Below are 12,848 nucleotides of genomic sequence, written 5' to 3'. Positions count from 1 at the left end.
TTCCGGCCGGATTCCCCCTCCACGACCAACCTCCACGGGGGCGGAAGACTCAGAAAAACCAATCTCACCACACCTGACCCGATCCGTTCCGGACGCGTCCTCAATTCTCAACTAAATCCTCCATTTAAGGCCGCACCTGCCCGCTGCCATAAATAATATATTTCGTCGTCGTCAACTCTTTCAGGCCCATCGGCCCTCTTGCGTGAAGCTTCTGGGTGCTGATTCCAATCTCGGCGCCGAAGCCGAATTCAAAACCATCGGTAAAGCGTGTCGAAGCATTGACATATACGGCAGCCGCATCAACACCATCCAGGAATTTTCTGGAGCTGTCGTAATCTTTTGTAATGATTGCTTCGGAATGACCTGTATTATACCGGTTTATATGTTCGATGGCATCCTCCACGGAGTCTACCTGTTTTACGGACAGAATATAGTCCAGATATTCCATTCCCCAGTCTTCTTCTGTGGCTGTTTTAAAGTCAGGTACTATAGCTGCGGACTCCTGATCGGCGCGGATTTCCACCTGCTTTTCATCCAGCCGCTTTTTCAGAAGCGGCAGGAAGTCTTTTGCTATTTTGCGGTGTATCAGCAGTGACTCACAGGAATTGCAGACGCTGATTCGCTGTGTCTTGGCATTGAAAATGATATCCAGGGCCATATCAAAGTCGGCAGTTTCGTCCACATAGATATGGCAGTTTCCTGTTCCTGTCTCAATAACCGGGACGGTGCTGTTCTCCACCACGGTGCGGATTAAGCCGGCCCCGCCTCTCGGAATAAGAACATCAATATAACCGTTCATCCTCATAAACTGTTTTGTCACTTCGCGATCCGTATCAGTAATCAGCTGTACGCAGTCCGCCGGCAGACCGCAATTTTCAAGCCCTTTTCTGAGCCACTTTACGATTTCCTTATTGGATTCCAGCGCGTCGCTTCCTCCCTTCAGGATTACGGCATTGCCCGCTTTAAAACAGAGGGCAAAGGCATCCACGGTGACATTGGGCCTGGCTTCGTAGATCATGCCTATGACGCCCATCGGTACGCGCTTCTGACCGATCAGCAGGCCGTTTGGTCTTTCTTTCATGCCCAGAACCTCGCCGACCGGATCGTCAAGGCCGATTACCTGTCTTACACCCTCGATGATAGCTGCAAGACGTTCATGAGTCAGGGTCAGACGGTCTATCATCCCCGGATTCATTCCCGTTTGCTCTGCTTTCCTGATATCTTTCAGATTGGCGGCCAGAATGAGTTCTTCCCCCTCAAGAAGAGCTTCTGCCGCGGCCCTCAGCCCTTCATTCTTTCTGACTGAGCCGAGAACTGCCAGCTTTCTGGAAGCGTCCTTTGCCTGTTTGCCAATAACCTCAAGCATATGTACCTCTCCTTTCTACAATCTGCTCAGTTCCCTTCCGGGAGTGATAATCTGATCCATTAATACATCATACTGATCCACTGCTATAGCCTCTGCAATCTGGAAATCATAACAGATTGCGATCTTTCTGTGCTGCGGTTCCTTTTCAAAGAAACGGTCATAATAACCTGCTCCGTAGCCGGTTCTTTCAAAGCGTTCCGAAAATGCGACTCCCGGCACAATGACGGGTGCGTCTGTTTCCTCTGCCGTCATACAGCTTTTTTTCGGTTCGGGAATTCCGAAGCAGCCCGGCTCCAGATCTTCAAAACAGTCAATATAGTAAAAAGCCATCTCCCTGCCTTTTACGCGCGGAACCGCTACTTTGAGTCCCTGCTCCAGATACCAGCGGATTAACGCTTCCGTACCTGTCTCACCGCGAACGCTGATATAACAGTAAATAGTACCATACTGTTTTTCCAACCCGAGATTCTTAATCTTTTGGCAGATTGCCTGATCCCAGCCGGCCGTCTCTTCTTCCGTCAGATTTTTTCTAAGCTCCAGAACCTTTTTTCTAAGGTCAGCTTTGGATGTCACTGATATTCCCATATTTTTTACCTAAGTCGGTGATAGTACCGTCTTTCTCCTTGATTGAAATATTGTTTAACGTTCCGCGCATATTTCTGCGGATTGCTTCTATATATTCTTTGCGGAGCAATTTCTGCTCCTCCTTCTCCTCTTCCGTAAGGCCGACTGACTGGCTCTTGTGGTAGAGTGTATTGATTCGGTCAATTTTATCCTGATTCATTATTTAATCTGTCCTTTCCTGTCTGAACTTTGGCAGTATTTTCGCAACAATTCAGCCATGATGTATTCCGCGAGGTGTTTTCGCTGTTTTTTGCGAAAATCCCGAGTTGTGCGGCGCGAAACGACGTTTTTTGCCGTTTCTGTGCATCATTTGTTACGGTTTAGCCGAAGGCTGAACTGTAACGTGTTTTCAGCTTTCACTGTTCAGATATGTATTCAGATCGAAATCTTTACTTTCGTGGGCGGTAAAAAGAGTTCCGCACTCTTCCCCCTCCAGAATCCTGTAAATAACATTTAAGTCGCAGGCGTTGGCAATCAGCATATCTGAACCGCTTCCGGTGGCAATCTGGGCTGCCGCCAGTTTGGCAGACATTCCTCCGGTTCCCACACTGCTCGAGGCTCCCTTTCCCATCGCCTGCAGTTCCGGTGTCAGCTCTCTGACAAGCGGTATGAATGCAGCATCCGGGTTTTTGTTCGGGTCATCGGTGTAGAGGCCGTCGATATCCGACATCAGGATCAGGATATCAGCTTCCACCAGAGCCGCCACAATAGCGGAAAGCCGGTCGTTGTCGCCGAACTGGATTTCATCGGTTGCGACCGTATCATTTTCATTGACAATGGGGATAGTCCCCAGCTTCAGCAGCTCGTTAAATGTGTTGTGCGCATTAAAACGGGACTGTGGATTTGTCACTGTATTTTTCGTCATTAATATCTGGGCCGCCGTCTGGTTATATTCGGCAAACAGCTTTTGATAGACCATCATGAGCCTGGCCTGGCCAACCGCGGCAAATGCCTGCTTTTCTTCCAGCAGCCTGGGCCGTTCGTTGAATCCCAGCGCCTGCCGTCCGGCGGCGATAGCTCCGGAGGATACAAGAATCACTTCTCTGCCCTGGCCCCGCAGATCGCTTAATACACGTACAAGCTGTTCAATCTTTCTCAGATTCAAATCCCCTGTCTCCGGATGCGTCAGGGAGGACGAACCTATTTTTATAACAATTCTCTTTTTTTCTTTTAATGCTGCCCTGAAATCTGTCATATAAAATCCTCTTTCCCCTCATAGTTTCAAAGTAATGTCACTATTAATTACAGATGTATTTCTTTCATCGTTTCTGCCAGTTTACCTCATTTATAAAATCACGTCAATAAAAAGAGGGCGAAAATCTGGTAACGATCATTTCTGCTGTCCTTATGCCGTCCATTGCAGCGGAAGTGATCCCTCCGGCATACCCGGCCCCCTCCCCGCAGGGGTAGAGTCCGCGGACTGCACTTTCGAGTTCTGGGGTCCGCGGTATCCGGACCGGTGATGAGGTACGGCTTTCAATTCCGGCCAGGATTGCATCCGGACGGTCGAAGCCGTCGATTATCCGGCCAAAACTATCGATTCCCTCCGTCATTGCATCAGTCAGAGACGGATTCAGCACTTCCCTTAAATTTCCAAAGGAATACCCTCCTTTGAAGGCCGGTTCCACATCCCCGAAAGCCCGGGAAAGGGTACCCGCTTTAAAATCACCGTAAAGCTGTACCGGGATTTTTCCTTTTCCGCAGTTAAATGCCGCTTCCTCCAGCCTCCTTTGAAATTCGACTCCGCCAAGCGGTCCGGGATTGGGAAAATCCTCCGGTGTAACGGTCACGATAAGGGCGCTGTTGGCATTGGTTCCCGCCCTGTCATGGTTGCTCATGCCGTTGACGGCAAGACGGCCGGTTTCTGAGGATGCATTGACGACAAAGCCTCCGGGACACATACAGAATGAATAAATCCCGCGCCCGGAAGAAGTCTGCTTCGTCAGCTTATAGCTTGCCGCGCCCAGTGAGCCGGGCTCCTCCACTCCATATTGGGAGAAATTTATCTGCTTTTGAGGATGCTGGATGCGCAGCCCCACCGCAAAAGCCTTTGCCTGGAGGTCCAGGCTTTTTTCCGAGAGCATACGGAAGGTATCGCGTGCGCTGTGGCCGATGGCAAGCACCACTGCCTGTGCCGGTATCGTTTCTTCCCGGTAAAAGCCTCCCTCTTCCCTCTGAGACACGGTCACCGAGATAAGGCGCCCGCCTGCTTCTGAGAAGTCGGTCAGCTTACAGCCAAAACGGATCTCGCCGCCGAGCCGGATAATTTCCTGTCTGATATTCTTTACCACCCGGCTTAAGACATCTGTGCCGACATGCGGCTTATTTACGTAGGTAATGGAAGGGTCGGCGCCTGCCTCTGCCAGGATTTCAAGGACTTTTTTATTACGCCCGGACGGATCCTTTACCAATGTGTTAAGCTTTCCATCCGAGAAGGTTCCTGCTCCGCCCTCACCGAACTGGACATTCGATTCCGGATTAAGTTCTCCGCCCCGCCAGAAAGCCTCCACCTTCTGTGTTCTGGAATCCACATCCTCACCGCGTTCCAGAATCAGGGGAGAAAAGCCGGCTCTTGCCAGCATCAGGCCGCAGAACATGCCGGCAGGGCCAAACCCAACGATCACAGGCCTGTGGCAAAGCGGCTCTTGTCCATGCTCCGGAAACCGGTATGGTTTTTCGGTATTCAGCACCACATTTACATTTTTCGCATTTTTAATTACGGCTCCTTCTTTTCCTGAAACGGTGGCATTCAGGGAATATATGTAAAGCAGCTCATTCTTTTTTCTGGCATCCAGGGACTGCCTGACCGGCACGAGGGAAAGAATTTTATCCTCCGGTATCCTCATCATCTTTGCCGCTTTTTTCTTCATATCGGCTTTTGTGTGTCCCACGGACAGTTTTAACTGATTGATACGTATCATATTACAGTCCTGCGTGAGTTCCCGCTATCGCACCGGTACTCCACGCCCATTGCAGATTGTATCCTCCGCAGATACCATCCACATCCAATAGTTCTCCTATCAGATACAGGCCTTTCTTAAGTTTCGACTCCATTGATTCAGGAGCAATTTCACGGACATCTGCTCCGCCGCAGCAAATCTGGGCGTTTTCAAACGGATTGGCCGCTGTTATTTCCGTGGTAAATTCTTTGATAACGCAGGTCAGACGGTCAATCTCTTCCACGGTCAGCAAACCGGCCTGCTTGTGTGGTTCCAGATTTGCCAGTCTTATAAATAAAGCTGCCAGCTTTTTGTGAAACCAGCCGGTGAAGAACTCCTCCATGGGTTTACTGGAACAGCTTAATTTGCGTCCCTCCATCATTCGGCGTGTCTTCTCAAATGTCGCATCCGGATAAAAATCCAGAACCGCAGTAACTTTTTCCCCACGGTCAATGGCTCTTGATGCATAACGGCTGACCTGGAATACGGGGATGCCGGAAATACCGTAATCCGTCAGCTGAATCTCCCCCTGGTCTCTTGCCAGCTCTTTGCTGCCGCATCTCAATGATACACAGCCGTCTGTGCGTACGCCGGAAATCTGTTTATAGAATTTTTCCCGGCACCGAAGCTGTACCAGCGCAGGCAGCGGTTTTATGATATGATGCCCCAGCTGCTCTGCCAGTTGGTAGCCGCTTCCATCGGAACCTGTTGCCGGAGCCGCTTTGGAACCGGTGGCAAGAATCAGGCAGTCGGAAAGGAAGCTCCCCTGAGAGGTGGAGACTTTGAACCGTTTATCTCCTGTTTCCCTGTACCGGACCGCATCAATCCGGCACTCCGTTACCGTACGGATCCGGCGGTGGTCAAGCTCCGCTCTCAGCACATCGAGAACAGAAGAAGCCTGCCCGGAGTGGGGGTACAGATACCCGTTCCTGTCTTTTACGACGATTCCCAGATCTTCAAAAAAGGAAAGTGTTTCCTCCACGGTAAAACGGCTGATTACCTCCATGGGAAAATCAGCCACTCCGCTTCGGTAACAGGTTTCCTCCATAAAACGATTGGAAAGGTTGCATTTACCGTTCCCGGTAGACAAAATTTTCTTTCCAACCCGATCCATATGCTCCAGCAGGGTTACCTGGGCGCCCTGTCTTGCGGCGAAGATAGCTGCTGTCATGCCGGAGGCTCCGGCGCCAATGATTGTTACCTGTTTTTTCATACTTAATCCGACTCCTGTCTCGTTTTTTTCGGCGGTATTGATCACATTGTTACAGTTCAGCCTTCGGCCAAACTTCAACAAATGATGCACAGAAACGGCAAAAAAGCGCCGTTGATTGTGGGGAAAAGTTTACTTTTCATCGCGCCGCGGCACTAAGTTTTAGCTGCTGTAGGATTCCAGATAATTGAATATCTCCATCATGGATGAAAACCAGATACCCTCCATTAATTTTTCCTGCTCACTGAGCGGAAATTCTGAGAGCGGCATATGGGTATCCAGACATACATTGTCACGGTCCTTTGCAAAGACGAGAAGAAAACCTTCTTCTGCCACAAGACAGTAATTCTTTACTTCCTCTCTTGTCTCAACCTGCCTCTGGTTAATTACCACATTATCCTCCGGCGCCGACTCCGACTCCAGAATCTGGCCCGGTACGGGCTGGGCATGCTCAGGCCGGTAAAAATAAATATACGCTCCCGTGAGTATGGATGCAGCTAAAAATACCGCTAACAGAAAAAAGCAGATATAATACTTTTTCATGGAATTCCTCCTTAAGTACTAATAGTATCTGCCTTTTTCTTCTATCTTAAACATCCTCATGCTGGTATGAATTTAAAGTTAAGCAGGAGGACGCCGCCGGGACGGCCAGCGGACGGGGTGGCGATTCCCCCTTCACGGCTACCTGCCAAAGGGGACTGAAGACTCATACACATCCCTCACCACACCGGACCATGGACGTTCCCGTCCGCGTCCTCCTTACTCAATTAACTCCCTACATTAAATGGAGTTTCCTTGAAAGCCGGATCACTTTCGTGCCTCCGGGCATGGAATAGAGTTCTTCCTCATCTACGCAGCGCAGCTTGATTAACAGCACCCCGTACACGGCAATTGCCGCCAGAACGGCGAATATAGTTCCAAGCAAATTGCTTTTTATAATCAGGGTCACGCCCTTGTATACTCCGAATGCCGCCGCCCCCATAAAAGCTGATGCAACGGCCGGCAGCAGAAATGTCTTTACAATCTCCTGCCGGTAATTCAGATACCTCCGGATGGCAATTGCGTTCAGGATACACATGAATACCGCAAACGCAATGTTGGCGAACACCATACTGTAAATCCCCATCTTAAACACCATCAGCATGAGATAGAGAACCCCAATATGAAGGATCAGGGAAATGAATGCATTTCTGACAGGGACATTCATATGATTGATGCCCTGCAAAATGGCATTGGTCACTGTCGACATGGACAGAAATATCACTGCCGCGGAACCGGTAATCAGCATCCTGATAGCCTCTGTGTTGTCGCCGCTCTTGAAAAGCAGATTATTAATCGGAGCGGAAAGGACGGTCAGCCCTACGGCCGACGGGATGGCAATCAGCATGGCAAAACGGATGGCAAGGCTTGTCTTGGCGATAACCGCCCCCTTTTCCTTTCTGGCAACCGCCCCGGAAAGTGACGGGATGAGCGAGGAAGAAAGGGAATTGGCCATTGCCAGCGGCACGTGGACCAAAAGCATATATTTGTTATTGTAGATACCCCAGAGAGACAGAAATTCCTTTCCGCGCCCCAGCGCCTCCATTCCGTAAGCCATAATGCTGTTATCTACAACGGCATTGATATTATAGACGGCCGAACTGATGATAACCGGCACAACCGTAAATAAAAATGTCACGGAGATATCCCCGTAGGAATCGGTGCGCCTGCTTCTGTCCCGCCGTTTCCTGCGTTTAACCACCGGCCAGTAGATGGAAAATAACAGCAGCATAAAGAGCAGCGCCGCCAGAGCGCCGGCACCTGTGCCGATAGTTCCTCCTGCTGCTCCGAATGCCTGCGGATAACCGGTCGTATTGTAAACCCGGTTGGAATCCAGGCCGATCTTGAACAGAACACCGGCGGCCACAACGCTGATTACCGCATTGATCACCTGTTCAAAAATCTGGGAGATGGCAGTGGGAATCATGGTTCCATGCCCCTGGAAGAATCCTCTCAGCACGCCCAGATAGGCCATAATCCAGATAGTGGGTGCCAGTGTTTTGAGCGCATAGACACAAAAAGGCGTATTAAACGCTGTGGTTGCAAAGAAATCAGCAAAATTCCAGGTGATAAAGCAGGCAATTCCTCCCACCACCGTAGCATAGACAAGGGCCGCTTTCAGCACCCGGACAGCATTCCGGTACTGCCCTTTCGCCATCCTCGCGGATACCATCTTGGATACCGCCAGCGGAAGGCTGTAGGAAGAAAGGATCAGCATGATATTATAAACATTGAAGGCCGTGGAATAATACCCCATTCCCTCGTCACCGATAATATTGGTCATCGGAACCCGGTACAGGATGCCGATAAGCCTTACAATGATCCCCGCCACTGCCAGGATACTTCCCTGGACAACGAAATTCGATTCCCTTTTGCCCTTTGTTTTACGTCTACTCTGTCTGTTCTCCATAAAATTCCGCCTTATCCATCCGGTCAGATTGTATGATGCAAATCCAGGTACTGCCCGGATTCAGCAATATTTCCTGACCGCTTTCGTCATAGTATTTTGTCACAGCGTCAGCGCTGCCCTTTGTCCAGGTGAGCCGTTCTCCTCTTCCATTGGTGAAATAGTATCCCAGCCCGGGACTATGTACATCTATATCCAGATATTCGGACGATGAATAATATTTCCAGCCGCAATACTGGAATATAATATTTTTAGCCGTCAGCTGGCCCTCGTCGCCGTTGTGCGGGCCGCCGTATTGAAAACGATAATACAGGCCGTCGTCAGCATTATATTCAAACCAGGGATCATTCATAACGTATCCCGGGCGCACAAACGCCGCCGAAAACCCATTCTCCAGCATGACCGGATACTCTTTTTTAGAAAAACGGTAATGGCCGGTGTAGCTTTCCGGATATTCCTGGGAATATCCCATAGCCTCTATGGCTTTTTGAATGCGTTCTCCGCTTGCATATGCATTGTGGGGAGCTTTCTTATCCTTGGTCCGGTAAAAAGCCACGGAACCTTTTCCCTCAATCCCATTTAAATGCTCCATCTTTTCCAGATAAGGACGTGCGAAAACACTCTGGCCGAAATGGGCATAGACAGCTTCAAATTCCCGTGCAAAAAAGGTATAGTATGTCCGGCAGCTTCTCACCGAACCAATACGCTCCAGATTGTCATAATCCTCTATTACAGCCATGAAACGGTTCATTCCGCCCTCCACGGGAGCTTCATAGATCACTCCGGCATGGTTAATGCCATAATGGGGCAAGGCCGCTTTATCGTTGCTTATCATGATCGCAATAGGCCGCCGCCATGCAATTGCCAGGTCCGTCATTTCCCCCGTAAGATAGCTGGGGATCTTGCCGTCCTTCTCGATACGCAGAAGTTCCCTGTCACCCTCTGTCTCCGGTTCCGTCTCCGGCTCCGTAATCTGAATCACCTTTGTCTCTTCCGTCTCTTTAACGCCGGCCGTAACCGACACTTCCTCATACCTGGTGCAGCCTGCACTCAGACAGAGTCCGGCTGCCAGCGCCAGTATAACCCCCCGTTTCATCATCTGGCAAAACCTCCTGTACTCAGGATTTCCTCCTGCCTCTTCTCCATGGCAATCCGCTCCTGCTCTTCCATATGATCATACCCGCAAAGATGCAGCATGCTGTGGGCAACCAGAAAAGCCAGCTCCCTTGTCTGGGAATGGCCGTATTTTTCAGCCTGTTCTTCTACCTTGTCCACCGAAATTACGATATCGCCTAAAAGAAGCTCCCCGGTCTCAGGGTTAAAATAATCCTCAGACTGCTCTTCCATGCGTTCAAAATCAGAAGGAACATCAAAATCACCCATCGGAAAGGACAGCACGTCCGTCGGGCTGTCGATTTGCCGGAATTCACGGTTAATTCTCCGGATCTCCGCATTATCCGTCAGTATGACATTGACCTCTGCCTCGTAGGGGCATTTTTCATAATCCAGTGAGGCGTTAACCACATCCTCTATGATGGATTCATAAGGCAGGTTCAGCTTCTTCTCGGCTTCGTATTCGATATTAATTGTCATTTGTTTTTTCTCCCTTTCGGCGACGGCCTGTCATCAGAAGAGGAACGCCCCCGGCCTCCATATCTCCTGCCCTCCGGCGTATCCCTTTTCTCCTTCAGTTCAAAGCTCTCATAGGCTTCCACTATTTTCTGTACCAGAGGATGGCGCACTACGTCACTGCTGGTAAGGAAGCAGAATCCGATATCGTCTATATTCTTCAGTACTTTTACTGCCGTATCGAGTCCCGATACCGCTCCGGCCGGAAGATCCTTCTGGGACTGGTCTCCTGTAATAATTACCTTTGAACCGAAACCGATACGTGTCAGGAACATTTTCATCTGGGCAGGCGTCGTATTCTGGGCCTCATCCAGGATGATAAAGGCGTTGTCAAGAGTACGGCCCCTCATATAAGCAAGAGGCGCTACCTCAATCAGTCCCTTTTCCGAATTGTGAAGGTAGCTCTCGGCTCCCATAATCTGATACAGCGCATCATATAGAGGCCGCAGATAGGGATCGATCTTGCTCTGCAGATCGCCCGGCAGAAAGCCCAGCTTTTCTCCCGCTTCAATGGCGGGCCGAGTCAGGATAATCCGGTTCACCTCACCGCTCTTAAACGCCTGGATAGCCATAGCCATGGCAAGATAGGTCTTTCCTGTTCCGGCCGGTCCGATACCAAAGACGATCATTTTCTTCCGTATCATATCCACGTACTGCTTCTGTCCCATGGTTTTCGGCTTTATAGGCCTTCCGTTTACAGTGCGGCTGATGATATCCTTATCAATTTCAAGAATCTGGCCCTCCTGCTCCGTAAAGGAAAGGGAAATTGCATAGTCGACATTCTGTTCTGTGATGGTATTGCCTCGTTTGGAAAGCTCCAGCAGGTTGTTATAAACACTTTTGGCCTGTCTGATAGCCTGTTCGGGACCGATAATCTTCAGCGCCCCATCTCTTGTAATCATGGTAACATGCAGAGTCCGTTCGATTTTCTTAAGGTAGGCATCAAACTGGCCGCAGACATTTTGTACATGTTCCATGGGAATATCTATAACTGTTTCAATTATGCTCATCGGCTGGCTGTTCTCCTTGTGTTTCTCCTTGTGCTTCTATTTCTGTTTCCATTTCGATGGATTCCTCTGTCCGCATCGTTACTTCAAAACGGCAAGAGGAGCCATTAACTAATATTTTAACATTATTTTCAATAATTTGTACCCCTTTTTCCATTAATTTTTCCGCAATTTCATTTTTATAAGCCTCACCCAGCTCCTCCAGCTCCTTTTCCGTATATTTTACGTCATAGGAAGAGACTTCGCATGAGGTGATAAACCCCAGCTCCATGGGGAGATAAAAATCACCAAAAAGCCTGATCTTCCTGATTTCAGTCACCGTCTTCCACTCTGTATTCCTGAAATTGGGAAGCAGCCATACAAACGAGTGCTCCTTAATGTTCATCATCAGTCCTTTCCGGACGCGGCCTGTTTTTTCCTCTTTTTCATGCCACAGAGGTATTTCCCTGGATTCCGTCCTCTCTCTGACAGCTATAATATCTGCATCGGAATGGACATAGCGCCCTGATATCACTGTTCCGCCGTCGTCTGTGATTGGGACCATGCCGCTGACCAGAATCTGTCCCTTTTCCACCTCATCTCCGGGTTTTACAAGGGGAGTACCGCTCCTGACAATCATGGACGTGATCGTTCCGTCTGACTCGGCTGCCAAATCACAGGGCGAATCATCTTTGACCGGAATTTCCAGTGGCACATCATTTTCCTTGACATGGATATAGAGCTTCGTTCCGCTTAAGCGGGCCGATACCCAAGTTATGCCCTCGTACTCATTTCTCAGCGCAGCCTCCAGCTCCTCGCAGGATACCTGGTTTTTCATGATTCCGCAGTGGATTCCGAGAGTGTCGAGAAAATGAGAAAGTTCGTCATCCGTATACATTACATTACCCTGATATCCGATATCCCATACAAAGAATGAGAGAACCCACAGAAATACGAAAAAGCTCAGGAAACCGGCCGCCCACAGTTTCCTTTTTCTGTTTTTATGTAAAAAAAAAGGAAGTCCCAGTTTTTGCTGTATCCTAAGCCTGATCTTCGCTTTCTTTATAAAGGGCTTACTGGAAAAGAAATCGTGTATGCCCATTGAAAATATGTAATTGCCTTTTGAAAATATAACGTCCCAGATATCTAAGCCGGAAGCGGCGCATAAATTAAAAAAACGTTCCGGAGACTCGCCTGTCATCTGGATCCGGACGCTGCCGGAACAAAACCTGCGTATCGATTTCATATAACTCCTCCTGGAATCAGAATCAGATAGATTCAAATTCAGCCGACCTTATCTGCCCCGTCAGTTTCAGCTGTTCTTTATCGTAATATTCGATAGAAAAATTCTTTCCGGTAACTGTGAGCTTCGTGGTTTTGCCCTGAAGTTTTAACACCGTGTCCGTAAATAGAACAATGCTTCTGTAATTTTCCACCACAGCCGAATGGCTGCCGGTAAAGAACAGAAGCATCTCTCCAAAAAAGACATCTTCCGGCAGATTGAGGGCCGATACTACCGCTTTTTTTTGCCTGTTTAACAATAGCGTACCGCCTTTTCCAATCCTTATAGAGATTATATGAAATTTTATTTTGATTTATTCGCAGCAGCAGGGAGATTTAATTAGGCAGGTGAGGACGCCGCCGGTAC

At 49.1% G+C, this 12,848-nt stretch carries 13 protein-coding genes; all 13 read right to left on the bottom strand.

What is annotated here, in order from left to right; all coding sequences use genetic code 11:
* Nucleotides 1-124: 124 nt before the first annotated feature.
* Entirely contained in the window at nucleotides 125-1,366 is a 1,242-nt protein-coding gene (locus CLOSYM_RS08110; RefSeq protein WP_003507181.1) for a glutamate-5-semialdehyde dehydrogenase, read from the bottom strand.
* A gap of 15 nt (nucleotides 1,367-1,381) precedes the next feature.
* Nucleotides 1,382-1,951 (bottom strand): 5-formyltetrahydrofolate cyclo-ligase, encoded by a 570-nt coding sequence (locus CLOSYM_RS08105; protein ID WP_003504053.1) that lies wholly within the window; start codon nucleotides 1,949-1,951, stop codon nucleotides 1,382-1,384.
* On the bottom strand, nucleotides 1,923-2,150 hold the full coding sequence (locus CLOSYM_RS08100; RefSeq protein WP_003504055.1) for a DUF896 domain-containing protein: 228 nt from the start codon (nucleotides 2,148-2,150) through the stop codon (nucleotides 1,923-1,925). The genes CLOSYM_RS08105 and CLOSYM_RS08100 overlap by 29 nt, the downstream gene beginning before the upstream one ends.
* Nucleotides 2,151-2,339: 189 nt before the next feature.
* Nucleotides 2,340-3,185, bottom strand: a complete 846-nt coding sequence (proB, locus tag CLOSYM_RS08095; protein ID WP_021641741.1) for a glutamate 5-kinase — start codon at nucleotides 3,183-3,185, stop codon at nucleotides 2,340-2,342.
* Nucleotides 3,186-3,288: 103 nt separating this feature from the next.
* Complete coding sequence (locus CLOSYM_RS08090) at nucleotides 3,289-4,911, bottom strand: NAD(P)/FAD-dependent oxidoreductase (RefSeq protein WP_021641740.1); 1,623 nt, start codon at nucleotides 4,909-4,911, stop codon at nucleotides 3,289-3,291.
* Nucleotide 4,912: 1 nt separating this feature from the next.
* Nucleotides 4,913-6,187 (bottom strand): BaiN/RdsA family NAD(P)/FAD-dependent oxidoreductase, encoded by a 1,275-nt coding sequence (locus CLOSYM_RS08085; RefSeq protein WP_021641739.1) that lies wholly within the window; start codon nucleotides 6,185-6,187, stop codon nucleotides 4,913-4,915.
* Between the two features lie 114 nt (nucleotides 6,188-6,301).
* Complete coding sequence (locus CLOSYM_RS08080) at nucleotides 6,302-6,682, bottom strand: hypothetical protein (protein ID WP_003507193.1); 381 nt, start codon at nucleotides 6,680-6,682, stop codon at nucleotides 6,302-6,304.
* Nucleotides 6,683-6,914: 232 nt separating this feature from the next.
* The gene (locus CLOSYM_RS08075; protein ID WP_003504064.1) at nucleotides 6,915-8,588 is read right to left on the bottom strand and encodes a putative polysaccharide biosynthesis protein; all 1,674 of its coding nucleotides are present in this window, start codon (nucleotides 8,586-8,588) and stop codon (nucleotides 6,915-6,917) included.
* The gene (locus tag CLOSYM_RS08070) at nucleotides 8,569-9,684 is read right to left on the bottom strand and encodes a DUF3048 domain-containing protein (protein ID WP_021641738.1); all 1,116 of its coding nucleotides are present in this window, start codon (nucleotides 9,682-9,684) and stop codon (nucleotides 8,569-8,571) included. The genes CLOSYM_RS08075 and CLOSYM_RS08070 overlap by 20 nt, the downstream gene beginning before the upstream one ends.
* The gene (ybeY, locus tag CLOSYM_RS08065; protein WP_003504066.1) at nucleotides 9,681-10,178 is read right to left on the bottom strand and encodes an rRNA maturation RNase YbeY; all 498 of its coding nucleotides are present in this window, start codon (nucleotides 10,176-10,178) and stop codon (nucleotides 9,681-9,683) included. Before ybeY ends, CLOSYM_RS08070 begins: the two co-directional genes overlap by 4 nt.
* A complete protein-coding gene (locus CLOSYM_RS08060; protein ID WP_021641737.1) occupies nucleotides 10,175-11,224 on the bottom strand; it encodes a PhoH family protein in 1,050 nt (349 codons plus the stop codon). The genes ybeY and CLOSYM_RS08060 overlap by 4 nt, the downstream gene beginning before the upstream one ends.
* Nucleotides 11,211-12,446, bottom strand: coding sequence for a sporulation protein YqfD (locus CLOSYM_RS08055; RefSeq protein WP_044902255.1), 1,236 nt, complete (start codon nucleotides 12,444-12,446; stop codon nucleotides 11,211-11,213). Before CLOSYM_RS08055 ends, CLOSYM_RS08060 begins: the two co-directional genes overlap by 14 nt.
* Before the next feature lie 22 nt (nucleotides 12,447-12,468).
* Nucleotides 12,469-12,741: a YabP/YqfC family sporulation protein gene (locus CLOSYM_RS08050; protein WP_003504069.1), complete on the bottom strand. Its 273-nt coding sequence runs from the start codon at nucleotides 12,739-12,741 to the stop codon at nucleotides 12,469-12,471.
* Nucleotides 12,742-12,848 lie beyond the last annotated feature (107 nt).

The sequence above is a fragment of the [Clostridium] symbiosum ATCC 14940 genome (assembly GCF_000466485.1).
GTDB classification, from domain to species: domain Bacteria; phylum Bacillota; class Clostridia; order Lachnospirales; family Lachnospiraceae; genus Otoolea; species Otoolea symbiosa.
This window is presented reverse-complemented; position numbering and strand designations above follow the sequence as displayed.